Consider the following 24,858-nt stretch of genomic DNA (forward strand, 5'->3'; position numbering starts at 1 on the left):
AAGTACATCGGCGGTCCCTCGCACTGAATGATCAGGCGAGAGACTTTGGAGAGGTTGGCGGGTAAAAGAAGCCGGCGTTATCCGCTGAGAAGGCTAGGAGGTTTCGCTAAAGCTTCGGATAAACAGAGGGGTAAACGTAGGAGTTGGATTACAGGCTGATTGGTCTTACAGCTTCAGTTGCCCAATCGCCTTGCTCAACTCCCCGGCTAACGTCGCCAGTTCATTGCTGGTGGTCGCCGACGCCACGGTCTGCTGCACCGTGTTTTCGGTCACGTCGCGAATGCTCACCACGGCCCGGTTCATCTCTTCGGCGACATGGCTTTGCTGTTCGGCGGCCACGGCGATCTGGGTGTTGCTCTCGCGCATCTGCGCCACGGCACCGGTGATTTCAGCCAGTGCGGCGCCAGCTTCCTGGGCCTGTTGCACGCAGTCATCGGCCTTGAACGAGCTTTCCTGCATGAAGTCCACTGCGTCGCGGGTGCCGGCTTGCAGCGCCGAGACCATGCGGGTGATTTCGTCGGTGGAGCTTTGTACCCGCTTGGCCAGGTTGCGTACTTCGTCGGCGACCACGGCAAAACCTCGGCCCATTTCCCCGGCGCGGGCGGCTTCGATGGCGGCGTTGAGGGCGAGCAGGTTGGTCTGTTCGGCGATGCTGTGGATCACCCCGACCACGCCGTTGATTTTCTGGCTGTCTTCGGCGAGTTTCTGGATCATTTCGGCGGTCTGTTGCACGCCGGTGGACAGCCCGGCGATCGAGCGCTGTACCCGGGTTACCACTTCCTGGCCGCTGCCGGCGAGGGTGTCGGCGGTCTGGGACAAGTCGCGGGTGGCGCCGGCGTGCTGGGCGATATGGTAGACGGTGGCGGTCATCTCGTTGATGGCAGTGGCGGCCTGGTCGGTTTCGCTTTGCTGGCCGAGCATGCCGTGCTGAACCTCGTTCATGCTGCTGGCCAGGCGTGCGGCACCGTCATCCAGTTGCCGGGCGGTGCGTGCCACGGTATTGACCACCCGCTGGTAGCCGGCTTGCATGGCATTGAAGGCGCTGGCCATCTGGCCGACTTCATCCTTGCAGGCCAAGGGCACGCGCGCCGACAGGTCGCCGGTTTTCTCAACGTGCAGCATCACGTCCTTGAGGGTGTTGAGTTGGCTGAGCAGGAAGCGGATCAACAACTGCGAGGCGCCGAGCATGGCCAGCATCAGAACAGCCACGGCGACGGCGTAGTTGACGAAGCGTTCACTGAACACTTGGCTCAGGCTTGGCGCGTAGGCCAGTACGGCGACGTGTTGACCGTCGGCGCGGCTGATCACCTCGGCGCCCATCAGTGGGTTTTCGCCGAACAATGGCATGTGATTGATTTCGACCCAACCGCTGGCAGTGCTCAAGGCTGAAAGATCCAGGTCGGCAAGTTGTGGGATTTGCCCTTGGGCATAGGCGAGCCAATGCTCGCCAGCGGGAAGGGCTTTGTCGGCTGGCCACGCGTTGAGCAGTCGCCCCTGGGCCTGGGCTGAGGCCTGGGACGCATGGCTGCGCGCCTGTTGTTCGAGCTGTACGGCGTACAGCACCAGCAACAGGGTGGTAATGAAGGCGACCGCATTGACGGCCCAGAATTTGTACTTGAGCGAGATATTGCTAAGCCAGGCACCCATGGAAGGTTTTCTCTGATAGCGGAAACAGTATTGGCAAGGTGCCATTATTGTGCCGCTACTCAGGAAAGGGGTTTTGACATGGGTCAATGCGCCGCATCACGCCACGGCAGGCAAGCCGAAAAAGCGACGGGCGCAGGCGGTGCTATGGGCTGCCAAGTCTTCCATGGTTTCGTTGCGGTGCAGGGCAACCTCGCGCAGCACCTGCGGCAAGTACGCCGGTTCATTACGGCCGTTCTTTGGCTTGGGGCGCAGGGTGCGTGGCAGCAGGTAGGGGGCGTCGCTTTCCAGCATCAGACGGCCCCGGGGAATTTCCCTGACCAGTGGATGCAGGTGTGTCCCACGGCGCTCGTCGCAGATCCAGCCGGTAATGCCAATGTGCAAGTCGAGGTCCAGGTAGCTGAACAGCGCCGCTTGTTCGCCGGTAAAGCAGTGCACCACGGCGGCTGGCAGGTGGTCGCGGTAGCTCTTGAGGATATCCAGCAGGCGCTGGTTGGCGTCGCGTTCGTGAAGAAACACCGGCAGTTTCAGCTCGACGGCCAGGGCCAGGTGTTCTTCGAGAACCTTTTCCTGCTGTGGACGAGGGGAAAAGTCCCGGTTGAAATCCAGCCCGCATTCACCCACGGCGCGCACTCGGCTTTCACCGAGCAAGCCGCGTAAGCGTTGGGCGCTGTCGCCATTCCAGTCGCTGGCGGAGTGAGGGTGGATGCCGGCGGTACTGAACAAGCGCTGGCCGCTTTCATCGAGTTTTACGCATAGCTCCAACGCCTGTTCGCTGCCCTCGACGCTGGTACCCGTGAGCACCAATTGCTGCACGCCAGCGGCGTAGGCACGCTCGAGAACGGCCTGGTGCCTCTCGTCGAAACTGGGGTTGGTCAGGTTGACGCCGATATCAATGAGTTGCATGGTGCTATCTCCGCCTGCGGCCGGAAAGCATATCAGAGCTGTAGATTTATAAGAAAAACCAAGAACTACAACGCGTTATCGCTGTCTTTGAACGTCGCAAGCGACATTGTGATTAGCCTGTTGCTCGTCACCGTGCCGCCATTGCGTGCCTTGCCAGCGCATGAAGCGCTCTGTTTCTGACCTCCAGCACTCCGTTATTCGCGAAGGCGCTGGCCAGTTTTCTTTCCGGAGAGCGGATGATCCGATTCTCGGCGTTGTTTGTGTTGTGCTTGACGTTGCTGCTGCCCATGGAGGCGGTCGCACGTCTGGACGGGCCGCTGGAAGTGACCAAGCCCGGCAAGGTGCGTGACCTGGCGCAAATTCGTTCCAGTCGTACCCTGCGGGTGTTGGTCAACCAGAGCCGCAACAGCTCCGGTGAAGTGCAGGGTCAGGCCATCGGTGTCGAATACCATCGGTTGCGCGCCTTCGAGCAATACCTCAATGGCCATGCCCGCGATGGGCAGGAAATCAACCTCAAGATCATCCCCAAGGCCAAGGACCAACTGCTCGGCGCGTTGGCCCGTGGCGAAGGCGACCTGGTGGCGCCTGGTGAGTTGCTGGATGTGAAGGCTGCGCACAAGATCAGTACCAGCGACCCGATTGTCAGCGATGTGCCGCTGTGGTTGGTCGGTGTGAAGGGGGAGAGACGGTTTACCAAGCTGGAGCAACTGTCTGGTCGCACCCTGACCCTGACCACTGGCAGTGCGGCGGCGGATGCCATCAGTCAGGTCAATCAGAAACTGGCGCTGCACAAGCGCCCGCCAGTGAAAGTCGAATGGGTGGACCCGAGCCTGGCGGTGGAAGACGTCTTGGAGATGGTCCAGGCCGGCATCTTTCACCTGACCATCGTGGAAAAACCGATTGCCGAACGCTGGTCGAAAATCCTGCCCAAGTTGCGCTTTGACAAACAGGTCGTGATCAGCGAGCCGGGCGACGAGTTCTGGTTTGTGCGTCAGGATGCGTCGATGCTCAGGGCCAGCATCGATCGATTCCTCAAGACCTATCGAACCCCTTCCGATCAGGATGTGGCATTCCAGCGTATCTATCGACGCCTCTACCAGGTGCGCAACCCGCTGGCGCGCGCCGACCGCCAGCGCCTGGAAAAACTGCGCCCCGTCCTGCAAAAACATGCGCGTGAGCAAGGCATGGACTGGTTGAACCTGGCTGCATTGGCGTTCAAGGAGTCTTCCCTGGACCCTGGTGCTCGCAATAGCGGCGGCCCGACCGGCCTCATGCAGATCACGCCTTCGGCGGCGCAGCGGGTGGGGGTCAACAATATCGAGAGTCTCGACACTAACGTGCAAGCTGGCGCGCGTTACCTGGCGATGATCCGGCGTAAATTTTTCTCCAGCCCCAAGCTCAACGAGCGCGAGCGCATGGCCTTTGTGCTGGCGGCTTACAACATGGGGCCGGAGCGGGTGCAGGGTATGCGTACCGAAGCCAAGCGCCGCGGGCTCAACCCTAATCAGTGGTTCTTCCAGGTTGAACGTATCGCCATGGAGCAGGTAGGGATGGGCGGTGTCAGCTATGTTAATAGCGTCAACAAGTATTACTTGGCGTTCGATCGGGAGCGAGAGTCCCTGGAACCGCCAGCGCCGAAAATCGCCTCTCGCAAATAATCGATTTTATCGATATTAATAAGGCATTATTTCGGCTTTTGTTATTGTTTAAACTGATTAATATAGCGGCCAACCAACCCCTACCTGGAAAAGGATTTACGACATGAGCCCAATGATCACACGCGTTCTGTCCACCCGCGCTGGCTACGGCCTGACAATTCTGCGCATTTTTGTCGGCATCATATTCGCCGCCCACGGCTCGCAAAAGCTCTTTGGCTGGTTTGGCGGTGGCGGCCTGGCGGGTACCGCACAATGGATGGAAAGCATTGGCCTGGCGCCGGGCACCCTGATGGCGGTGCTGTCCGGCGGTACCGAGTTTTTCGCCGGCCTGGCCCTGATCATCGGTTTACTCGCTCGCCCTGCGGCGCTGGGCCTGACCTTCCTGACGCTGGTAGCGATCTTCTCGGTGCACATCCACAACGGTTTGTTCATGGCCAACAACGGTTATGAGTTCGCACTGGCCTTGCTCGGCGGGGCGCTGGCGGTGTTGCTGGAAGGCGCCGGTAAACTGTCTGTCGACCGCGCGATCGCTCACTGATCGTTTCGCAAGCTGCGCAAAAAGGCCCGCATGTGCGGGCCTTTTCGTTGCTCGGGATTCTTGACACTGCCCCACCGGCTTCTCTAGGATGCTGCTCATGCGCCGATTTAAACAGCTAATTGCGGGGCGCCACTGGGACTCGATGCAGCCCCGACAGAAGACGCTCCCTCCTGCAGGGAACACTTCGAAATACCGCTAAAGCGCTGGTTCGGTGTTGCCTCTCACCTGCCCGCAGACTTTTGAGGCAGAGACACGAGATGATGAATGCACTACGCCCCCTCATACGCCTGGCCCCGATCACCGCGGACCTGACACAACGCAATCCGAAAATCCTGCTGGGCGGTAAGCACCAGCCGACATTGCTGCGTTACCTGGACGGCTGGCCACGACGCTCCGGTCGGCCTTCGGCCTTCCTGATCCAGTTTGTTGAAGACGGCGACTCCCTTGCGCGTTTTGCCACGAACAGTTTCGACCTTGCAGTCATCCAGGCGCCCAGTGCTGACGAAGCCAATGAGGTAATCCGCCAATTGACACGCATTGCCCGGCAAGGGCTGATTGCTCGTCGCTGAGGATTCAGTGGACGGCTGCGATTGCAAAGGCCCGACGTCGACGTTGATACAGAAACAGGAACAAGGCGATCAGGCCTGACAGTAGCGGCATCGCTGTGACCAGCAGCCATTTCAGCGTTTGTTCGAAGCGGTGCAACGACGCGTATGCCTCGGTCTTGAGTGCATGCAACTCGATGGGCAGTTGCAGGCGCTCCTTGTTGAGTGCCTGCAAGTGGGTATTGGTATCCACAACCTGCGTGACGAGGCTTGCATGCGGTGGATTCAACCTTTCCCAGGCTTTCTCTGAATGCTCGAGTCGTCGTTCCAGCTCACCCGAACTTTTGCGATAAGTTTGGGCAGCGGCGTCGCGCATGAGATCGAGCCTGTGCAGTGGTTGGGTCACGACACGGGGTCGAATACGCCTGAGTGCCTCGGGCGCCGCCAGGTTATCCAATGTATTCAATACAAACTGCACGTTGCTGTTGGGACGGGCGTTGCTGACAGCGTCCGCGAGCAAGTCGGTGTCGGCCACGACCACCATCTGGATCTGCTCAGTCCTTTGCAGGCTCGGCGGTTGGCCCTTGAGCCCGTCGGGGAACGCCGAATAGGCGGGCCCCTCAAGGCGCGCGGCGATCACATGGTGCTGCCCTGAAGTAACGGTTTCATCGATAAGTGAATCAAACGAGGTAGCAGACGCAAAGCGCTTTGCGTCCAACAGCGCGGACTGCCGGGAGCTCTGTAGCAGGGGGGTGAATCGCATACGGTTCTTTGTGGTCAAGGAGAGCGCACCGCTGCTTGATACGGTTACGGCACCCAGTCTCCAGGCGCTGATATCCGTCGCGGTCATTGCCTGTCGTGGCAGTTCTAGCCTGGCCGGGTGCAGTACCGTCGGCATTCCGGGGCCTGGCGTGGCTGATAAGGCATAGAGGTTATCGACCAACAGCTTGTCCGCAGGCATTTGTATGCCCCAAGCGGTCAGCAGCCCCTCCAGCAGGGTGTTAGCCGATACGGCGTCCGCTCCTATCTCGCTCACGGGGTCGATAAAGATCATCAGCTTGGTGCCTCTCAATACCGATTGATCGATGGCGTACAGCGCCCGCTGGGGTAGGGCGCGTGGCTGTACGACCATCAAGGTACTTATCGATGGAGGCACTTGAACGATGTCCGATGCCAGCTCCACCACATTGAATTGTTCGCGCATCTGTTCCAACAACTCGCCGGCAGGTTGATCTAACGGCAACCCCGACAACAGGCCGATGGTGGGGCGTTCAGGGTGCATTAATTTATGGATAAGGTGGCTGATTTCATATTCAAGAAGCGACTCATGCTCGGGGCTGAATACTTCGATGCGTTGGGTGCCGTGGCCGGCACGCGTACCGATAAGGCCAAGGAACCCTTGTGCTCCATCAAGACCAAACAGGCCGGCTTTGTACGCGTCTTCGGAAAACGGAGTGGGGTCGATAATATGTAGATTGATCATGCCGTTGGCAGCTTTTTCGAACGTCTTGAGCAAGTCTTCCACGCGTCGGCCATAACGTTTCAAAACCTGGTTTTTTTGAGGGGCATTGAGCGCGTTGAAGTAATACAGGTCCAGTGGGCTTTCAAGTGTTGTGAGCAGTTGCCGCGCCGCTGGCGATAAGGTGTGGATTTTTTCTTGTGAAAAGTCCCAGCGTATATTGGGTAGTTTAGGTACCCAGACTAGATTGAAGGCCAGGAACAGTAGTGATATGACAATCAATGTCATACCCGCGCGAATAGCGGATCCCATCAGTGGCTTTCCTTCTCAGCTGTCTTTGTAGTTGAGTGTGATGGTCGTCGCAGAAAGAAAAGCAATGATCAGGCTTATGAAATACAGGCTGTCATGCAGTGTCAGCTTGCCGTTATCCATCGTGCTGAAGCGGGCAATAGGGTCAAGGGACATCAAGCTCTCGACGATCCAAATCGGTGTTTGGTATTCAAGTGCATCCAGCATTGAGGAAAGCCCACTGGCGGTCAGTAACAAGCCCAGCGTGAACAGGAAAATCATGATGCGTTGGTTCGCAATCACACATATCAGGCAACCTACAGACAGATAACTTCCGGCCAGTAACCAGCTGGCCAGGAACTGTGACGCGATAACGGTATTGTCAGCCGTGCCTAGGTAATTGACGGCGATCACCAAGGGGAAATTAAACAGCAACGCGATGCCACATACGGTCCATGCCGCCATAAACTTTCCAATTACCCGTTCCATCGAGGTGACAGGCAAGGATTTGAGCGTGTCGTCAAAACCAGTGTTGTATTCATCCGACCACAATTGCGTCGATAAAATGGGTACCAGCAGTAGGTAGAGCCAGGGGTGTAGCTCGAAGAATGCCTGCAAATCACTGCTGTTTCGCTCCATCCAGTGATTGGTGTGTAGTCCCAACGTCGCACTCAGCACGAGGAAAACCGCCACACTCAGATAAGTGGTGGGTGAAGAGGCGTAGCTGGCGAGTTGTCGTGTGAAAATGATGGGTAGCAGTCTCAAGGTGTTACCTCTTGGCTCAGATGATGAACGACGTCGTTCAGGCGACCTGGCTCTAGATTCAGTGACGTAATGTTCCAGCCTCTGTGTGTGATGAGCGCGTTGATTGACGGGAAGATGTTGTGCCCGGGCATGGCCAGAACAGTCACCCTGCCTGGTGAGTGCCGGTCTTCTTCGATTCCTGCAACGCCGGGCAACACGGCAAGTGCCAGCAGATCCAGAGGGGTGTCTGCTGCCAGGGTCACCGCCTGGTAATGCCGGGAGCTGCGCTGCAAATCAGGCAGTGAGGCGTCGGCCACCATGCGCCCACTGGCGATAACCAAGGCACGGGTGCAGATGTCCGCCAGCTCGTTGTACTGGCGGGACGCGATAATGACCGTCATGTCCTCGGTCAGGGACTGGACGAGAGTCCTGAATTTAAGCCGCTGGTCAGGGCATAGCCCGTCTGTGGGTTCATCCAGCAGCAGCAGGGTTGGGGAATGCAGAAGAGCCTGAGCAATTGCAACTCTGCGCTTCACGCCAAGGGGAAGTACGCCGAGGGGGCAGTTGAGCACGGGCAGCAGCTCCAGCCGCGTGGCTACCCGCTCTACTTGGCTGCGCTTTTCGACACCGCTCAAACCTCGAATGCCAGCAATAAAATTGATCACACTTTTGACGGACATCGTGTGATGGTTGAGTCCGCCTTGGAGTTGGTAGCCAACGGCTTTTTTGGCTTGAAGTGAATGGGTCTGGGTGTTGAAACCCTGGATACTGATTTGCCCTGAAGTCGGTTTGATCACACCGGCGATCAAGCTCAGCAGGGTTGTTTTGCCTGCACCACTCTCTCCCAGCAGGCCCAGACACTCCTGGCGCTTGGCACTGAAGGAGAAGTTGTTGATTACGCTTGTTCTGCCCAGCTTTTTTGTCAGGTTGCTTATCTCGATCATATGTTTACCGAATAAGTTTGCCGGGGCGCGTTAGAAGGTGCCTGTTGTATTAGGAGGAGCTTTAAAAAGGGTACGTTTAATAGTTGTGCTTGGGAACGCGAGGCGCGACTAATAAGAAGAATCCTACGTTCAGATCGATAATTCGCTGAAACAATTGTTTCGTTTTGAACGCTTATTAATATTCGGATGTTTATCTGGTGTTTATATAAAGTTCTATCTTTTGTAATGAGGCCTGATTGCCATGATGCTTCTACGTACCCTTGTTCTTGAACGCGACAATGAGGAGGCGCCCGTGAACGGCGCGCTGCTCTGTGGGTTTGCTGTCGCTCAAACGGCCTCGAACTTTCTTGTGTATAGCCTCGATGAAGAGGCCGAACCCGGTCACTCCAGGGTCTACATCGCCGTTCTGCGTAAAAAGCTCGAGCGCTACTTCCTGAGCGGCGTTGATTCGAAAGAGGATTTGCAGGTTGCGATGCAAGTCTTCAAGCAAATTCTGATGCTGGCGGCTGCATCGGGCTCCAGGACAAGCCCGATGGCCGAACCACAGGTTCCCTTTCATTTCATTGACTTGAAGGGGTGCAGGTTACCGCCTGCCCGACCCGAGGATCATCACTCGGTCATTATCAAGAAAGCACTGGTCATGAAGGTGATCACGTTGGGCATGTCAGCCCCCGCGTTGCCCGCAATCGAAAGCAATACGGTGATCGTGCCGTCTATTCGCTTTTCATCGCAAATGGTTGCACCGCCCAGAAACACAAGTCACCCGAAGATCGCGCCACCGCCTGTGGATGAAGATTACGTAGAAGAGCCGGTGCGATCGTTTGTCGCGATACCGGAGTCGCAAGTTGAGGCCAGTACCGTGCCTTTTCAGGTTGAGCAACCCGAAATAGAACTGCCCAAAGAACCTGCGCCATTGGAGCAAGAGTCTTTGCTTGAGATGGACAGCACGTTGAGTAATCTCGCCAAGGTCGCTCAGGAGCTGACGCAGAAAAGGCGTGCTGTCCTGGAAAAAGAAGAGATGCTTGAACAGTGGCAGGCTCGGCTGCAACAGCAGCAAAACCAGTTGGATGAAAAGCATCGTGAATTGGAGCAGCTCCATACTCAACTGCAGGATCAGCAGTCAGAGGTTAGCCAGAAGGCTGAAAAGTTGGCGATGATGATGTCGCAACTGTCAGGCATGCGCCAGCACCTGCAGGGTACGCTCCTCGGATTGAATCAGGTCCTGGATGGCCAGGGATAAGCCGATGGGCTCGCCGCCCGGGTTCATTTATCATCACTCCCCGCCAGCCAACACCTGGGCATGACGCCTTGGCGTATTGGCACCATTGGACACTGCCTGGGGATGCAAGCGTTTGAGTACCAAGCTGATTACCAAAGAAGGCCATGAAGCGCTTAAAAAAGAGCTGGATTACCTATGGCGTGAAAAGCGTCCAGACACTACTCGTAAAGTGACGTGGGCGGCGTCCCTGGGGGATCGCAGCGAAAACGCGGATTATCAGTACAACAAGAAGCTGCTGCGTGAAATCGACCGGCGGGTGCGCTACCTGCGTAAACGCCTGGAAGACATGCGCGTGGTGGAGTACATGCCCGAGCAGGAGGGAAAGGTGTTTTTCGGTGCATGGGTCGAAATCGAAAACGAAGCGGGTGATACCAAGCGTTTTCGCATCGTGGGCTATGACGAGATTTACGACCGTATGGATTACATCTCCATCGACTCACCCATGGCCCGCGCCCTGCTTCGCAAGGAGGTGGACGACGAGGCAATCGTACAGACACCCGGTGGTGAAGTGTGTTGGTGGATCACTAAGATCGAATATGTGAAATAGCGGTGAGGGTCCGTGCTCTGGGCACGGTACGGACCCTCTGCGTATCAGCCTTCGCGCAATACGGTCAGCGGGCTGGCATTCAGTGCGCGGCGGGTCCCGAATACACCGGCAGCACCGATGAGCAAGGCACCGATCACGGGCAGCAGCAACAGCCACGGGTGGGGATGCCACGCCAGGTCAAAGGCGTAACGGTACAGTACCCAGGTCACCAGCTCCGTCCCCAGTGCCGCCAGCAGGCCGCTGACGGCGCCGAGCAGGCCGAACTCAATGCGGCGCGCCTTGACCAGCAACCTGCGCTCGGCACCAAGTGCACGTAGTAGCGCACCTTGGCGGATTCGTTCATCCAGGGTGGCCTGCAGGCCGGAGAACAACACCGCCATTCCCGCCGCCAGCACAAACAACAGTACGTACTCCACCGCCAGGGTCACTTGGGCCAGGATGCTGCGCAACTGCTCCAGCAGAGCTTCTACCTGCAGGATGGTGACGGCCGGGAAGGCCCGTGACAGGTCGACGATCTGTTGGTCATGCCCGGGCGCCAGATAGAAACTGGTCAGGTAGGTAGCGGGCAGATCCTTCAAGGTGCCCGGTTGGAAAATCATGAAGAAGTTGGGCTGGAAGTTATCCCAGTTGATGGTCCGCAGGCTGGTGACCCGTGCCTCGCGGTTTTCCCCGCCTATGGTGAATAACAGGTGGTCGTTGAGCTTGAGTTTCAGACTCTCGGCTACCTTGGCTTCCACCGACACGCCAGGAATTTCATCGCTCGGTTGCGCCGACCACCAGGCGCCTGCCGTCAGGACGTTACCCGGCGGCAGGTCGGCAGCCCAGGTCAGGCTCAGGTCGCGTTGAATGGCACGGTCGCCGCTGGAGTCCTTGCTGACGATTTCCTGCACGGGCTCGCCATTGATGCTGATCAACCGCCCCGGCACCACCGGGTACAGCGGCGCTGCTTGCGCCTGTACCTCCAACAGGCGGGCGCCAAAGGCGTCCTTGTCGGCGGGCAGGATATTTAGCGCGAAGTAGTTCGGCGCGTCCTTGGGCAATTGGTTTTGCCAGGTGTCGAGCAACTCGCCTCGCAACAGCGCGATCAACCCCATCGACAGCAGGATCAAGCCAAATGCCAGGGATTGGCCTGCCGCCGCCAGCGGGTGGCGCAGCAATTGGCCCAGGCCCAGGCGCCAGGGTAGGGAGGCGCGAGCCAATAACCGTCGCAGGCTTTGCAACAGCAACAGCAGCAAGCCACCAAGGATCAACGCCGCCACCACGCCGCCGCCCAGCAAAGCGAAGGTCAATACCAGGTCCAGGCTCAGGCGCCACATGATCAGGCCCAAGGCGAAGAGCGCTGCGCCGTAGACCATCCAGGTACTTGATGGAATCGGCAGTAAATCGCGGCGCAATACCCGCAGCGGCGGTACGCGACCCAGCGCAGCCAACGGCGGCAGCGCGAAGCCGGCGAGGGCAACGAGCCCGGTACCGATCCCCGCAACCGCCGGCAGCAGCCCACCCGCAGGCACGTCGGCGGGTAGCAGATCGTGCAGGAAGTAGAACAGGCCAAATTGAGCAAGCCAGCCGAGCAGGGCGCCGGCCAGGCTCGCCAGCAGGCCGAGTACGCTCAGTTGCAGGCTGAACAGCAACATGGCTTCACGCCGCGACAACCCCAGGCAACGCAATAACGCGCTGGCATCGAAACGTCGGCTGGCGAAGCGGTTGGCCGAGAGTGCCACGGCCACGCCAGCCAGCAGCACCGCTACCAGGCTGGCCATGTTCAGGTAGCGCTCGGCTTTGCCCAGGGCGCCGCCGATCTGCTGGTTGCCATCACGGGAGTCTTGCAGGCGCTGGTTGGCGGCAAGGCCTGGCTTGACCAGGTCGCGATAGGTTTGCAGTGCGGTGCTGCCTTGCGGTGCGCGCCACAGTTCGCGGTAGCTCACACGACTGCCCGGCTGGACCACACCGGTGGCGTCCAGGTCAGTAAGGTTGATCATCACCCTGGGCGTGAGGCTGTAGAAGTTGCCGGCGCGGTCAGGCTCATAGGTCAGGATGCGGGCCAGGCGCAAGGTCTTCATGCCGACATCAATGCTGTCGCCGACTTTCAGGTCCAGCGCGGTCAGCAGCCTTGCTTCCACCCAGGCTTCGCCGGGTTTGGGGCCGCCGCCCGGAGTTTGTGTTCCGAAGGGCTCAGCGCTGCTTTTCAGCTCGCCGCGCAATGGGTACTGCTCGTTGACTGCCTTGATACTGGAGAGCTGGATACCATTGTCCGTGGCGATAACACTGGAGAACTCCACGATGCGGGCGTGATCCAGACCCAGTTCGGTTCCCGATCTGATTTGCTCGGGGCGGGCTGGGGAGCTGCCTTCGAGCACCAGGTCGGCGCCCAGGAACTCGGTGGCGCGCAGCAGCATGGCGCCGTTGAGGCGGGCACCGAAGTAGCCGATGGCGGTGCTCGCCGCCACGGCCACCAGCAAGGCAAAGAACAATACGCGCAGTTCGCCTGCGCGGGCATCGCGCAGTAACTGGCGCATGGCAAGGCTGAACAGGCGTAGCAGCGGCAGGCGTGCCATCAAGGCTCCAGGGGCGCGACCATCAGGCCGGCTTCAAGGCGGATCAGGCGTCGGCAACGGTGGGCCAGGCGCTCGTCGTGGGTGACGAGTACCAGGGTCGTGCCGCTCTCTTTATTGAGCTCGAACAGCAGGTCGCTGATGCGCTCGCCGGTGTGGCTGTCGAGGTTGCCGGTGGGTTCGTCGGCAAACAGCACGTCCGGTTCGGCGGCGAACGCGCGGGCAATGGCCACCCGTTGCTGCTCGCCACCGGACAGCTGGCGTGGCGAGTGGGTCAGGCGTTGACCCAGGCCGACACGTTCCAGTAGATGCCTGGCACGCTCGCGGGCGTCCTTGCGGCCGTCCAGCTCCAGCGGCAACATCACGTTTTCCAGTGCGTTAAGGCTGTCGAGCAATTGGAAGGATTGAAATACAAAACCCACATGTTCGGCACGGATGCGCGCACGCTGGTCTTCGTCAAGGGTGCTCAAGGCTTGCCCGGCCAGGGTGACTTCGCCGCTGCTGGGCAGGTCAAGGCCGGCCAGCAGGCCCAGGAGTGTGGATTTGCCGGAACCGGAACTGCCTACGATAGCCAGGCTATCGCCCTTGTTCAGTTCCAGGCTCAGTTCGTGCAGGATAGTCAGTTCACCTTCCGCGCTGGGAACCACTTTGCTAAGGTTCCGCGCGGTGAGAATGCTTGCGCCCATGGAGAATCCGATGCGAATGTGGTTTTTGAGTGCTGGCCTGGCCTTGATGTGCATGGCCCAGAACGCAGCGGCGGGTACAGTCCTGATCGTTGGCGATAGTATCAGTGCCGGTTTCGGCCTGGATACCCGCAAAGGGTGGGTTGCACTGCTGGAGCAACGCCTCAGGAAGGAGGGGTTTGACGATAAAGTCGTCAATGCTTCGCTCAGCGGCGACACCAGCGCAGGAGGCCTCGCGCGGCTACCCGCGGCGCTTGCAGAGCATAAGCCCGACGTGGTTGTTATCGAGCTTGGGGGCAATGACGGCTTGCGCGGGCAACCGCCGGCGCAATTGAAACAAAATCTTGCGTCGATGATTGACCAATCCAAGGCTGGCGGTGCCAAGGTGCTGCTGTTGGGCATGCAGTTGCCGCCTAATTATGGCCCGCGATACACCACGGCCTTCGCCGACGTCTTTGGCGCGCTGGCCAAGGAAAAAAATATCCCGCTGGTACCGTTTTTCCTTGAAGGCGTGGGCGGTCACCCGGAACTGATGCAGGCTGATCAACTGCACCCGGCGGTCGCAGCCCAGGACAAGTTGCTGGAAAATGTCTGGCCGACGCTAAAACCGCTGCTATGACGCTTTTCTACCGGCAGGCTTTCGGCTAAGGTGGCGCCCCCCTGATCTGGAGCCCTCGATGTCGCGCCCTGCCTGGTCCCTGTTTAACTACCAACTGATCGAGCCGGACGAGCAGCTGGATCTGTTTGCCTGCCAGGAAGTGCGGGTGCATTTGGTGGCGCGCCAATTGGAGTTGGGCGGCTCGATCGACCGCACGCTTTGCGGCACGTTATTGCCTGCACAGCCACGCTGGTCCTCGGTAGATCGTTCGATTTTCCAGGACCAGCGCCTGTGCCCGTTGTGCCGGGCGATTCTCGAATCACAAAAGCGCGGCACGCCGCCAATCTGGCCGGAGCTGCGTTTCGAGCTATAGAAGCAGCTGCAAGCTTTAAGCTATAAGCTGTAAGCTAGCGGCTTGTAGCTTGCAGCTTGTTTTAACCTACCCGTCGTCTTGCGAAGGATTTTCCGGATGTTGTCGCGCCTTTCCGTCGTCACCTGCTGCCTGTCTCTCGCTGCGCTCTGTGCGGCCGGGTCGGCGGCAGCCTTGCAGTTGCCCTTGCCGCCGCCAGGCGAGGACATTGTCGGTCAGGTCCAGGTGATCAAGGCCAAGTACGAAGACACCTTTGCCGATCTGGGCACCACCTACGACCTGGGCTATTCGGAAATGGTCGCGGCCAACCCGGGTGTCGATGCCTGGTTGCCGGGCGCGGGTACTGACATCGTATTGCCGACACGCTTTATCCTCCCGCCCGGGCCGCGGGAAGGCATCGTGATCAATCTCGCGGAATACCGGCTGTACTACTATCCCAAGGGCCAGGACGTCGTCTACACCTTCCCGCTGGGCATTGGGCGTGAGGGCTGGGGCTCGCCGATCGCCCACACCAGTATCATCGCCAAGACGCCGAACCCGACCTGGACGCCACCGGCCTCGATCAAGGCCGAACATGCCGCCAATGGTGATCCGTTGCCCAACGTGGTGCCCGCTGGCCCGGATAACCCGCTGGGGCCGTTCAAGTTCACCCTTGGCACGCCGGGTTACCTGATCCACGGCTCCAACATGAAGTTTGGTATCGGCACGCGTACAAGCCACGGCTGCTTCCGCATGTTCAATAACAACGTACTGGAAATGGCGGGCATGGTGCCGGTGGGCACATCGGTGCGCATTATCAACGACGCTTACAAGTTCGGCAGTAGCGGTGGCAAGGTTTACCTGGAAGCGCATACACCGTTGAACGATGACGGCACGCCGTCGGTGGTCGACAAGCATACGGCGGTGATCAACGCGTTGCTCAAGCGCGAGGATTTGGCCAATAACCTGCGGGTGAACTGGGATCAGGTGCGTGACGTCGTTGCGGCGGAAGACGGGTTGCCGACTGAAATTGGCGTACCCGGCGCAGCATCTGTAGCCGCCAGCGCTGCGGTTGACCTTCAGCAATAAGTGCCTTATTGATAAAAAGCCCGCCACAGTTTGCGCTGCCGCGGGCTTTTTATTGCCTGGGGCTCAAGGCTGAATCCCGGCAATAAAAAAGCCGATCCAAAAATGGATCGGCTTGATAACAACCCCGGAGGATTATTACTTGCGGCTTGCTTTTTCAAGCATGCGCAGAGCGCGCTCGTTAGCTTCGTCAGCAGTCTGTTGTGCTTTTTGAGCAGCAGCCAGAGCTTCATCAGCTTTACGGTAGGCTTCGTCTGCACGAGCCTGGGAGCGAGCTGCTGCGTCTTCAGTTGCAGTCAGACGAGCTTCGGTTTCTTTGGATACGCTGCTGCAACCGGTAGCCAGAACTGCGGCCAGAGCCAGAGCAGAGAATTTCAGAACGTTGTTCATCGTGTTCCCCTTCAAGGACTTTCAATTAGATGGCTACTTTCTCAGAGTGAGCTAATAGCCGGCGTACATACTACTCATTACTTGTAGTAAGTAAACTGACGTTGCGCAAGAAGCAAAAAAATTTCTTGTGCCGAATCTATTTTGGCTAAGCTTTTGAAGGTTTGTATAAAAACTGTCCAATTTTCTGCATCTCCACGGACATTGGATCCAGGCTGAAAGGGCCGGCCCGCATGTGTTAAGCCTTGTAAATAGATGAAAATTTATATATCGAGGCGAACACTTTCGTTCCGGTTGGCTTTACCGTGGCAGGTATCTTTTGCGCATCTAGAGGTGACTTTAAGAGCGGCAGTTCGTCTTAAGGTTCAACTGCCGGCAATGTTCAGGCTATCGGTCACCGGTTGATCGAGGCCCTTTCTATAACCACCCGGGGCAGGGAATGATGAGCGCACCTTGAGCAATCGCAGGATTGGTGCCTACTATTCCCTACGTGCTGGTTGTGAGCGCTCACGGTTTTCTCGTTGTCGAAACCGGCACGGGGTGGCGTAGATGTTCCTTCGCCGGAAAAACATCGGTAAGGTAGGGGTCGCAATCTTAGACCCGCGAGGAGTAGTGATGAGCGAGGCGTTGTCCATCCACCATGACCAGGCTGGTCATCAGTTCGAGACCAATGTGGACGGTCATCGTGCCTATCTGACCTATATGGACCTCGGGAAGCAGACCCTGGATATCTATCGCACATTCGTGCCCAACGCGTTGCGGGGGCGAGGCATTGCGGCCGCATTGACCGAAGAGGCCTTGAAGTTTGCCGAAGAGGCGGGCTATACGGTGATTCCGTCGTGCTCCTATGTCGAGCGCTATATGGAACGCCACCAGCGCCATGCCGCAAAGCTGTAAGCGATACTCGAAAGCATAAAAAAACGCCGGGCTTAGCCCGGCGTTTTTGCGTGCACAACTCAGGTTCAGCTGCGTTTGCGCTTGGGCAGCACGTCCTTGAGCTTGGCGTGCATGCTGCGCAGGGTGGTTTCGGTGGCAGCCCAGTCGATGCAGGCATCGGTGATCGACACGCCGTACTGCAAGTCGGCCAAGTCCTTTGGAATCGCCTGGCAACCCCAGTTCAAATGGCTCTCGACCATCAAGCCGATGATGGACTGGTTGCCTTCGAGGATCTGGTTGGCGACGTTCTCCATCACCAACGGCTGCAAGGCCGGGTCTTTGTTGGAATTGGCATGGCTGCAGTCGACCATGATGTTCGGCTTGATCTTGGCCTTGTTCAGTGCCTGCTCGCACAGGGCGACGCTGACCGAATCATAGTTGGGCTTGCCATTACCGCCACGCAGCACCACGTGGCCGTAGGCATTACCCTTGGTGGTGACGATGGAGACGCCGCCTTCCTGGTTGATACCCAGGAAACGGTGAGGGCTGGAGACCGATTGCAGGGCATTGATCGCCACGGTCAGGCCGCCGTCGGTGCCGTTCTTGAAGCCTACGGCCGAAGACAGGCCGGACGCCATTTCGCGGTGGGTCTGGGATTCGGTGGTACGTGCGCCGATGGCCGACCAGCTGATCAGGTCCTGCAGGTACTGCGGGGAGATCGGGTCAAGGGCTTCGGTGGCGGTGGGCAGGCCCATTTCAGCCAGGTCCAGCAACAGTTTGCGACCGATGTGCAAGCCGTCCTGGATCTTGAACGAGTCGTCCAGGTACGGGTCGTTGATCAAGCCTTTCCAGCCCACGGTGGTACGCGGCTTCTCGAAGTAAACGCGCATCACCAGGTACAAGGTGTCGGACACTTCTGCCGCCAGCACCTTGAGGCGCTCGGCGTATTCGTGGGCGGCCTTGAGGTCGTGGATCGAGCAGGGCCCGATCACGACGAAGAGGCGGTGGTCGGTGCCATCGAGGATGTCGCGGATGACTTCGCGGCCCTTGGTGACGGTCTGCAGGGCAGCGTCGCTCAGGGGAATTTCGCGCTTGAGCTGATCGGGTGTGATCAGGGTCTCGTTGGATTCGACGTTAAGGTCATTGATCGGTAAATCAGCCATCGTGTTACTCGCCAGGGTCACGGGTGCCGGCCGCCAGCCATCCCCGTGCGGCGGGCACAGCATGATTTGAATACAGGGGGGAGGAACCTTAGCGCGTAACACTGGCCCGCGACAATGGGCAAAGTCCGGTTTAATCCAGCGCTGGCTGCACAACTGTCTCATGGGAGAACTCACCGGCATGGCGCGATACCCAATCGCGGGCCATGGCTTCGAGTTGCTGGGGCGACGGCTCGGCGTCTTCGTGCAGGCGGCAGTAGCGTTCGATCTGGCACACTTGCTCGCCCATCCGCGCACCGAACAAGGCATGTTCATCGGTAAAGCAAATACCGATGCGGTAACCATTTTCGACTTTGCGGCACCAGGCCACATAGCCCGGATAGCGCGCGCTGGGGCCCAGCGAGGGGATATGCAGGTCGACCGCTGTGCCAGGGTGCCAGGCATACGGCCAATTGCAGGCAACGCCGCCGCGACCGATAGTGTGCAGGCGTTGGCGGGGCAGGGCAGGAGAGGGACGTTGGATCAACTCGACAGCGACATCATCAGGGTGAGGTAGAAAACGACCCATGTACACGGACTCCGAGCGCCGTCCAATTGACGGCAGTGGCAGCAGTATAGTGAAGGAACTGGAATTGACCGACCTGGATATTGACCAGCAATTGCTGGGATTGCCAGGCATTTCGCTGTTAGTGTTCACCAGTGCCGGTTGTTCCAGTTGCCGCTGGGCCCGCCAGCAATTGCCGGGCTGGCATTTGCCGGTGGACCGCGTGTGCTGGGTTGACGCCGGGCACAACGGTGGTGCGGTCGAACGCTACCAGATCTTTCATTTGCCGGCGTTGTTCCTCGTGTGCGAGGGTCAATTTCTTGGGCAATTACAGACACGGCTTACAGCATCCGATATTGCAGAGAGCGTGAACCAGGCACTCAGCCGTACACCAGAGGATTTGCCATGACAGCAGTTGAATCCCCGTCGCCACGCATTGGCATTATCGGCACCGGTGCTATTGGTGGTTACTATGGATTGATGCTGGCGCGTGCCGGCTTCGATGTGCATTTCCTGCTGCGCAGCGAATATACAGCGGTCAGTGAACATGGCCTGCACCTCAACAGCGCGGTACATGGCCGCTTGCACCTGCATCCGGTACAGGCTTATGCCCGCGCCGCCGACATGCCGCCGTGCGACTGGCTGTTGGTGGGCACCAAGTCTACTGGCAACGTGGACCTGGCCCCGACCATCGCCCAAGTTGCGGCGCCGGATGCCAAGGTGGTGCTCCTGCAAAACGGCCTTGACGTGGAGGACAGTCTGCGCGAACACCTGCCGCCGTCGCTGCACCTGCTGGGTGGCCTGTGCTACATCGGTGTGCACCGCTCGGCTCCGGGCGTTGTCGAGCATCAGGCGCTGGGCCGGGTCAACCTGGGTTATCACAGCGGTACGGCTGCCAACGATGAGACGCAGCAAAAGGCAATTGTCGAAGCAGGCGCCGGGCTGTTCCATCGAGCTGGCATCGAATCCCAGGCCATGGCCAACGTGCATCAGGCACGCTGGCATAAACTGGTGTGGAACGTGCCGTATAACGGCCTCTCGGTCTTGCTGGGCACGGGGACCACGGCGATGATGGCTGACGAGTCCAGCCGCGAATTGATCCAGGCGCTGATGGCGGAGGTGGTGCAGGGCGCTCACGCCTGTGGCCATGAAATTCCCGCCAGCTACGCCGGGCAGATGTTCGCCATGACCGAAACCATGGACGACTACCTGCCCAGCATGTATCACGACCATGTGCACAAGCGCCCGTTGGAACTGGCGGCCATCTACGCCCGGCCTTTGGCCGCCGCCAAAGCGGCCGGTTGCGAACTGCCGCGCATGCAGGCGCTCTACCAGGCCTTGAGTTTTATTGATCGGCATAACCGCTGATTGGGGGAGACACCATGGCGAAGGGATTGGGTGACAAGCTGGTGCTGGCGATTTCGTCGCGGGCGCTGTTCGACCTGAGTGACAGTCACAAGGTGTACCTGGCCGAAGGTGTAGAGGCTTACCGCAAATACCAGATTGAACATGAGGAAGAGACCCTCGAGCCCGGCGACGCCTTCCCACTGGTCAAGAAATTGCTGAGCCTGAATGCCAGCTTGGGACGTGCGCGGGTCGAGGTGGTGTTGGTGTCGCGTAACAGTGCCGATACCGGCCTGCGAGTATTCAACTCGATCCAGCATTACGGGCTGGATATTTCCCGCGCCGCTTTCGTAGGAGGGCGTAGTCCTTACCCGTATTTGGCCGCCTTCGGTTGCCATCTGTTTCTCTCGACCCATGCTGAAGATGTGCGCAGCGCCCTCGACGCCGGGTTTGCGGCGGCGACGATTCTGTCGGGCGGTGCACGTCGTGCTTCGAGTGAGGAACTGCGCATCGCATTCGACGGCGACGCGGTGTTGTTTTCCGACGAGTCCGAACGTGTCTATCAGGCCGGCGGCCTGGAAGCTTTCCAGGCCAGTGAGCGAGAGTCCGCGCGCGAGCCTTTGCACGGCGGCCCGTTCAAAGGCTTCCTGGCGGCGCTCAACTTGTTGCAGCGGGAGTTTGCCGATGACGCCTGCCCGATCCGTACCGCACTGGTCACTGCACGCTCGGCTCCATCCCATGAGCGCGTGATTCGTACGTTGCGTGAATGGGATATCCGCCTGGACGAGTCGCTGTTCCTCGGTGGCCTGGAAAAAGCCGCGTTCCTGGAAGCCTTCGCCGCCGACGTATTTTTCGACGACCAGGCGGGTCATTGTGAGAAAGCCAGGGAGGTGGTGGCCACCGGGCATGTGCCCCATGGCATCAGTAATGAGTTGCAAATCCAGACCGAGAGCTAGCTGCTAAGCTCATTCAATCCCCGCCATCCTGGCAGTCCAGGAGGTTCTATGATTCGTTCGATGCTGTACGCCACGGACCTGGGTCTATATGCACCGTATGTGATGCAACATGCACTGGCGCTGGCGCGAACGTTCAAGGCTGACCTGTATGTGATCCACGTCGTCGAGCCCATCGGGCTGTTCGCCGAATCGGTGTTGCAGAGCTACCTTGATGAGAAGGCCCTGAGCGAATGGCAGAGCCAGGGGTTGAGCACGGTCATGGCGACGATTGAACAGCGGGTGCTGGACAGCTTTCGCGAGGAGTTGGGGGAAGGGGAGCAGGACCTGCAATTGATTCGCTCGGTCAGGGTGATCCAGGGGGACCCCTGCGAGGTGATTCTCGACCAACTGCGAAAACTTTCCGTCGACCTGCTGATCGTAGGTAGTCACAGCCAGGCAACCGGGGTGGCCGTGCCCCTTGGGCGTACTGCCGCACGGGTATTGCAGTTGTCCCCGGTACCGGTCTACTTGGTGCCGTCGCTGCAGCATCGGCGCAGTGATGATAGTTGATCGGTAGAAGTTGATAAAAAGTTCTAGATTTATCAGTCTAACCTTTAATATAGTTATATACCGTCGCTGATACCCGTGGCGTCTATCTGCTTTGAGGGATTCATATGAAGCTTCAACAACTGCGCTACATCTGGGAAGTGGCGCACCACGACCTCAACGTTTCCGCTACCGCTCAAAGCCTCTACACCTCGCAACCCGGTATCAGCAAGCAGATTCGCCTGCTCGAAGACGAGCTGGGCGTCGAAGTGTTCGCACGCAGTGGCAAGCACCTGACCCGCGTCACCCCGGCTGGCGAGCGCATCATCACCACCGCCGGCGAGATCCTGCGTAAGGTCGAAAGCATCAAGCAGATCGCCCAGGAATTCTCCAACGAGAAGAAAGGCACTCTGTCGATCGCCACCACCCACACGCAGGCGCGTTATGCATTGCCGCCGGTGATCCGTGATTTCATCAAGCAATACCCGGATGTGGCCCTGCACATGCACCAGGGCTCGCCGATGCAGATTGCCGAGATGGCCGCTGATGGCACCGTAGATTTTGCCATCGCCACTGAAGCGCTGGAACTGTTCGGCGACCTGGTGATGATGCCCTGCTACCGCTGGAATCGCTGCGTGGTCGTGCCCCAAGGTCACCCTTTGGCCAAGCTGCCGAAGCTGACCCTGGAAGCCTTGGCTGAATACCCAATCGTGACTTATGTGTTCGGTTTTACCGGGCGTTCCAAGCTGGACGAAGCTTTCAGCCATCGCGGCCTCACGCCCAAAGTGGTGTTCACCGCGGCTGATGCCGACGTGATCAAGACCTATGTTCGCCTCGGCCTGGGCGTGGGTATCGTCGCCAAGATGGCGGTCGACACCAACCTCGACAAAGACCTGGTGGTGCTGGATGCCAGCGAACTGTTCGAATCGAGCGTGACGAAGATCGGTTTCCGCCGCGGAACCTTCCTACGGGGGTTCATGTGCGATTTCATCGAGAAATTCGCACCGCACCTGACTCGCGAGGTGATGGCCAAGGCGATCCAGTGCCACAACAAGCAGGAGCTGGAAGAACTGTTCGACGGCGTGGAACTGCCCGTCCACTGATATCGCCTGCAACGGTCTATTTGGCCTCGGTAACCGTAAAGTGTTGCCGGGCGCCTGCCACCAGAATCTCCACCTCATCACCTTCAAACTTGCCCAGCAGGCTTTTGCCCAGGGGCGAGCGCGGGGTGATGACGGTCACCGGTTGTCCGACCACATCGACCTTCAAACCCGCCGCGTCCGGTGCCAGGAACAACCATTGCTGGCGACCCCTCTCGTCTTCCAGGCCCAGTAGCGTGCCTATCTCCACACCCCGCTGATCATCGAAAGCACGCAATTGCAGGTTCTGGCACAGCGCCAGCGACTGCTTGATTTCCTCGACTCGCTTGGCCTGCCCGGCCGCCAGGTAAGACGCCTCCAGGCCCAGGGTGTCGTATTTGTTCTCGGCAATGTTTTCTTCGTGGGTCGCAGTTTCGTAGGCGGTCTGCGCAGCACGTTGGGCGATATCGAGGTCGACGGTGAGTTTTTCCAGGATCAACTGGAGGACAGCGTGTTTATTCATGGTCTTCAATCGCAGAATTGCAGGACATTGGCCCGAGTCTTTTCACTGGGGGCGTTCTGGTCCTGTTGCAGCCAGAACTGGCATTTGGGGTTGGACAGGTTGCGTGCGTTGCTTCGGGCCTGGTCCAGGGCCTGTTGCTGTTCCTGTTTTTGCAGGTTCTGCTGGTACTGTTCGAACATGCGGTTCGGTGGCTCCGGCGCAGTGGCGGGCGGCTTGCCCAGTTGCTCAACTGCTTGGGCCACAGGCGCCAGGCTCTGCGGGAACAGGTAGCGAGACGCCAGCCAGGTGGTCAGCGCAATGGCGATAAAGCCCAGCCACACGCCTGTGGCAATGGCGATGCTGAGCTTGAACAGCGACAACGGGCGGTCAGACATGATGGCCTCCTGGCGGGGCTTAACGGTGCGACGGCGATTGTCGCACAGCCACTGTGCAGAATAATCGCGATCAAGCCTTCTGCATCGGCGCATTTATGCGGACAATCGAGGCTTTGATCGATGGAGCCCGGAATGAAAGCCCGCTGGGATATTTTTTGCAGCGTCGTCGACAACTACGGCGACATCGGCGTGACCTGGCGCCTGGCCCGGCAGTTGGTGGTGGAGCATGGCTGTGAAGTGCGTTTGTGGGTCGATGACCTGCGTGCCTTCGAGCGCATGTGCCCGGACATTGACGTGCAGGTGAGCCAGCAGTGGCAAGAGGGCGTCGAAGTGCGCCACTGGCCGACCGAATGGCCGGGCGCGCACTCGGCCGATGTAGTAATTGCCGCGTTTGCCTGCCAGCTACCGCTGGCGTACATGGACAGCATGGCCGAGTGTGATCGTCCGCCGTTGTGGATGAACCTGGACTACCTCAGTGCTGAAGACTGGGTGGTGGGTTGTCACTGCTTGCCGTCGGTGAAGTTCAAGGGCGTGCAGAAGTACTTTTTCTTCCCCGGCTTTCGCCCCGGTACCGGTGGCCTGTTACGTGAAGCCGGTTTGTTGGAGCGGCGCCAGGCGTTTCAGCAGGATGACGCCGCGCAGCAACAATTCCTGCAAACCCTGGGCGTATTCCCTGCGGCCGGTGCGCGATTGATGTCGTTGTTTGCCTATGAGAATCCCGGGCTGGCCGGTTGGTTGGACGTATTGGCAGCAGATAGGCACGAGACTCACTTGCTGGTACCGGAAGGGCGCATCCTTGGCGACATGCAGCGCTGGCTCGGGGTGGGCAGCTTGGCCGCGGGCGATATCCAGATGCGTGGCGCGCTGACGGTGCAAGTCATTGCATTCGTACGCCAGGAGCAATATGACCAGCTGCTGTGGTGTTGCGCGTTCAACGCCGTGCGCGGTGAAGACTCCTTCGTGCGCGCCCAGTGGGCAGGCAGGCCATTACTGTGGCACATCTATCGCCAGGACGAAGACATCCACCTGGACAAGCTCGATGCCTTCCTGGCGTTGTACACCGCCGCACTGTCGCCCTCCGCCAAAGCCGCTGTCGTTGCGCTTTGGCAGGCCTGGAACACGCAAGGCGATATGGCCCAGTCCTGGAAAATGCTCCTGGAACACTGGCCCGAGGTGAGCGGGCACGCTGAGAACTGGTGTCTGGAACAGGGCTTGCAAGCCGATCTTGCAACGGCGCTGGTACAGTTTTATGAAAGTTGGATATGATACG

Annotated in this window: 27 protein-coding genes; 15 read left to right on the forward strand and 12 right to left on the reverse strand. The window is 59.0% G+C overall.

Going from position 1 to position 24,858, the window contains the following annotated elements; genetic code table 11:
• Nucleotides 1-165: 165 nt before the first annotated feature.
• Nucleotides 166-1,647: a methyl-accepting chemotaxis protein gene (locus FRT59_RS05165; protein ID WP_153870572.1), complete on the reverse strand. Its 1,482-nt coding sequence runs from the start codon at nt 1,645-1,647 to the stop codon at nt 166-168.
• Between the two features lie 96 nt (nt 1,648-1,743).
• Entirely contained in the window at nt 1,744-2,550 is an 807-nt protein-coding gene (locus FRT59_RS05170) for a TatD family hydrolase (RefSeq protein ID WP_034118836.1), read from the reverse strand.
• Nucleotides 2,551-2,786: 236 nt separating this feature from the next.
• On the opposite strand from FRT59_RS05170, the gene FRT59_RS05175 reads away from it, so the two are divergent.
• The 3 genes from FRT59_RS05175 to FRT59_RS05185 all read left to right on the forward strand — a co-directional run bounded on the left by FRT59_RS05175 (nt 2,787) and on the right by FRT59_RS05185 (nt 5,315).
• Complete coding sequence (locus FRT59_RS05175) at nt 2,787-4,208, forward strand: MltF family protein (RefSeq protein ID WP_153870573.1); 1,422 nt, start codon at nt 2,787-2,789, stop codon at nt 4,206-4,208.
• A 103-nt stretch (nt 4,209-4,311) separates the two neighbouring features.
• Nucleotides 4,312-4,746 carry a DoxX family protein gene (locus FRT59_RS05180; protein ID WP_034118838.1) on the forward strand — a complete coding sequence of 145 codons (435 nt, stop codon included), beginning with the start codon at nt 4,312-4,314 and terminating at the stop codon, nt 4,744-4,746.
• A gap of 260 nt (nt 4,747-5,006) precedes the next feature.
• Nucleotides 5,007-5,315 carry a hypothetical protein gene (locus FRT59_RS05185; RefSeq protein WP_034118951.1) on the forward strand — a complete coding sequence of 103 codons (309 nt, stop codon included), beginning with the start codon at nt 5,007-5,009 and terminating at the stop codon, nt 5,313-5,315.
• Nucleotides 5,316-5,319: 4 nt separating this feature from the next.
• On the opposite strand, the gene FRT59_RS05190 is transcribed toward FRT59_RS05185, so the two are convergent.
• The 3 genes from FRT59_RS05190 to FRT59_RS05200 are packed head-to-tail and all read right to left on the reverse strand — an operon-like array spanning nt 5,320 to nt 8,726.
• The gene (locus FRT59_RS05190; RefSeq protein ID WP_153870574.1) at nt 5,320-7,062 is read right to left on the reverse strand and encodes a Gldg family protein; all 1,743 of its coding nucleotides are present in this window, start codon (nt 7,060-7,062) and stop codon (nt 5,320-5,322) included.
• A gap of 15 nt (nt 7,063-7,077) precedes the next feature.
• Nucleotides 7,078-7,803, reverse strand: coding sequence for an ABC transporter permease (locus FRT59_RS05195; protein WP_034118840.1), 726 nt, complete (start codon nt 7,801-7,803; stop codon nt 7,078-7,080).
• Nucleotides 7,800-8,726: an ABC transporter ATP-binding protein gene (locus tag FRT59_RS05200; RefSeq protein WP_153870575.1), complete on the reverse strand. Its 927-nt coding sequence runs from the start codon at nt 8,724-8,726 to the stop codon at nt 7,800-7,802. The genes FRT59_RS05195 and FRT59_RS05200 overlap by 4 nt, the downstream gene beginning before the upstream one ends.
• A gap of 241 nt (nt 8,727-8,967) precedes the next feature.
• On the opposite strand from FRT59_RS05200, the gene FRT59_RS05205 reads away from it, so the two are divergent.
• Complete coding sequence (locus tag FRT59_RS05205) at nt 8,968-9,966, forward strand: hypothetical protein (protein ID WP_153870576.1); 999 nt, start codon at nt 8,968-8,970, stop codon at nt 9,964-9,966.
• A gap of 112 nt (nt 9,967-10,078) precedes the next feature.
• Nucleotides 10,079-10,552 (forward strand): transcription elongation factor GreB, encoded by a 474-nt coding sequence (gene greB, locus FRT59_RS05210; RefSeq protein WP_034118843.1) that lies wholly within the window; start codon nt 10,079-10,081, stop codon nt 10,550-10,552.
• Between the two features lie 44 nt (nt 10,553-10,596).
• Here greB and FRT59_RS05215 read toward each other — a convergent pair whose 3' ends face one another.
• On the reverse strand, nt 10,597-13,107 hold the full coding sequence (locus FRT59_RS05215) for an ABC transporter permease (RefSeq protein WP_153870577.1): 2,511 nt from the start codon (nt 13,105-13,107) through the stop codon (nt 10,597-10,599).
• Nucleotides 13,107-13,790, reverse strand: coding sequence for an ABC transporter ATP-binding protein (locus FRT59_RS05220; protein WP_005786391.1), 684 nt, complete (start codon nt 13,788-13,790; stop codon nt 13,107-13,109). Before FRT59_RS05220 ends, FRT59_RS05215 begins: the two co-directional genes overlap by 1 nt.
• Before the next feature lie 10 nt (nt 13,791-13,800).
• Between FRT59_RS05220 and FRT59_RS05225 the strand changes: the two genes are divergently transcribed.
• The 3 genes from FRT59_RS05225 (at nt 13,801) to FRT59_RS05235 (ending at nt 15,823) form a co-directional block, all read left to right on the forward strand.
• On the forward strand, nt 13,801-14,406 hold the full coding sequence (locus FRT59_RS05225) for an arylesterase (protein ID WP_034118845.1): 606 nt from the start codon (nt 13,801-13,803) through the stop codon (nt 14,404-14,406).
• Nucleotides 14,407-14,464: 58 nt separating this feature from the next.
• Nucleotides 14,465-14,758 carry a hypothetical protein gene (locus tag FRT59_RS05230; protein ID WP_016972348.1) on the forward strand — a complete coding sequence of 98 codons (294 nt, stop codon included), beginning with the start codon at nt 14,465-14,467 and terminating at the stop codon, nt 14,756-14,758.
• Between the two features lie 96 nt (nt 14,759-14,854).
• Nucleotides 14,855-15,823, forward strand: a complete 969-nt coding sequence (locus FRT59_RS05235) for a L,D-transpeptidase family protein (protein WP_034118846.1) — start codon at nt 14,855-14,857, stop codon at nt 15,821-15,823.
• 135 nt (nt 15,824-15,958) lie between these two features.
• On the opposite strand, the gene oprI is transcribed toward FRT59_RS05235, so the two are convergent.
• Nucleotides 15,959-16,210, reverse strand: a complete 252-nt coding sequence (gene oprI, locus FRT59_RS05240) for an outer membrane lipoprotei OprI (protein WP_003172710.1) — start codon at nt 16,208-16,210, stop codon at nt 15,959-15,961.
• A gap of 612 nt (nt 16,211-16,822) precedes the next feature.
• Between oprI and FRT59_RS05245 the strand changes: the two genes are divergently transcribed.
• Nucleotides 16,823-17,104, forward strand: coding sequence for a GNAT family N-acetyltransferase (locus FRT59_RS05245; protein ID WP_003189869.1), 282 nt, complete (start codon nt 16,823-16,825; stop codon nt 17,102-17,104).
• Nucleotides 17,105-17,169: 65 nt separating this feature from the next.
• On the opposite strand, the gene FRT59_RS05250 is transcribed toward FRT59_RS05245, so the two are convergent.
• Together FRT59_RS05250 and FRT59_RS05255 are read right to left on the reverse strand one after the other, a co-directional pair.
• Nucleotides 17,170-18,246, reverse strand: coding sequence for a 3-deoxy-7-phosphoheptulonate synthase (locus FRT59_RS05250; RefSeq protein WP_005786414.1), 1,077 nt, complete (start codon nt 18,244-18,246; stop codon nt 17,170-17,172).
• A gap of 130 nt (nt 18,247-18,376) precedes the next feature.
• Entirely contained in the window at nt 18,377-18,811 is a 435-nt protein-coding gene (locus FRT59_RS05255) for a PilZ domain-containing protein (RefSeq protein WP_153870578.1), read from the reverse strand.
• On the opposite strand from FRT59_RS05255, the gene FRT59_RS05260 reads away from it, so the two are divergent.
• The 5 genes from FRT59_RS05260 to cysB all read left to right on the forward strand — a co-directional run bounded on the left by FRT59_RS05260 (nt 18,810) and on the right by cysB (nt 22,715).
• Nucleotides 18,810-19,196, forward strand: a complete 387-nt coding sequence (locus tag FRT59_RS05260) for a YbbN family protein (protein ID WP_034118848.1) — start codon at nt 18,810-18,812, stop codon at nt 19,194-19,196. The genes FRT59_RS05255 and FRT59_RS05260 overlap by 2 nt on opposite strands.
• Nucleotides 19,193-20,155, forward strand: coding sequence for a putative 2-dehydropantoate 2-reductase (locus tag FRT59_RS05265; RefSeq protein ID WP_153870579.1), 963 nt, complete (start codon nt 19,193-19,195; stop codon nt 20,153-20,155). The genes FRT59_RS05260 and FRT59_RS05265 overlap by 4 nt, the downstream gene beginning before the upstream one ends.
• 14 nt (nt 20,156-20,169) lie before the next feature.
• Nucleotides 20,170-21,087 (forward strand): 5'-nucleotidase, encoded by a 918-nt coding sequence (locus FRT59_RS05270; protein ID WP_153870580.1) that lies wholly within the window; start codon nt 20,170-20,172, stop codon nt 21,085-21,087.
• A gap of 48 nt (nt 21,088-21,135) precedes the next feature.
• A complete protein-coding gene (locus FRT59_RS05275) occupies nt 21,136-21,636 on the forward strand; it encodes a universal stress protein (RefSeq protein WP_034118850.1) in 501 nt (166 codons plus the stop codon).
• Between the two features lie 104 nt (nt 21,637-21,740).
• Nucleotides 21,741-22,715, forward strand: a complete 975-nt coding sequence (gene cysB / locus FRT59_RS05280) for an HTH-type transcriptional regulator CysB (RefSeq protein ID WP_003189876.1) — start codon at nt 21,741-21,743, stop codon at nt 22,713-22,715.
• A 16-nt stretch (nt 22,716-22,731) separates the two neighbouring features.
• Here the strand turns inward: cysB and FRT59_RS05285 are convergent, their stop codons facing one another.
• Nucleotides 22,732-23,214: a GreA/GreB family elongation factor gene (locus tag FRT59_RS05285; RefSeq protein WP_034118851.1), complete on the reverse strand. Its 483-nt coding sequence runs from the start codon at nt 23,212-23,214 to the stop codon at nt 22,732-22,734.
• Between the two features lie 5 nt (nt 23,215-23,219).
• A complete protein-coding gene (locus tag FRT59_RS05290; RefSeq protein WP_034118852.1) occupies nt 23,220-23,588 on the reverse strand; it encodes a hypothetical protein in 369 nt (122 codons plus the stop codon).
• 132 nt (nt 23,589-23,720) lie between these two features.
• Here FRT59_RS05290 and earP point away from each other — a divergent pair, with 132 nt between their 5' ends.
• Complete coding sequence (gene earP, locus FRT59_RS05295) at nt 23,721-24,854, forward strand: elongation factor P maturation arginine rhamnosyltransferase EarP (protein ID WP_153870581.1); 1,134 nt, start codon at nt 23,721-23,723, stop codon at nt 24,852-24,854.
• Nucleotides 24,855-24,858: the final 4 nt, after the last annotated feature.

The organism is Pseudomonas haemolytica, from assembly GCF_009659625.1.
In the GTDB taxonomy this organism is placed as follows: Bacteria; Pseudomonadota; Gammaproteobacteria; order Pseudomonadales; family Pseudomonadaceae; genus Aquipseudomonas; species Aquipseudomonas haemolytica.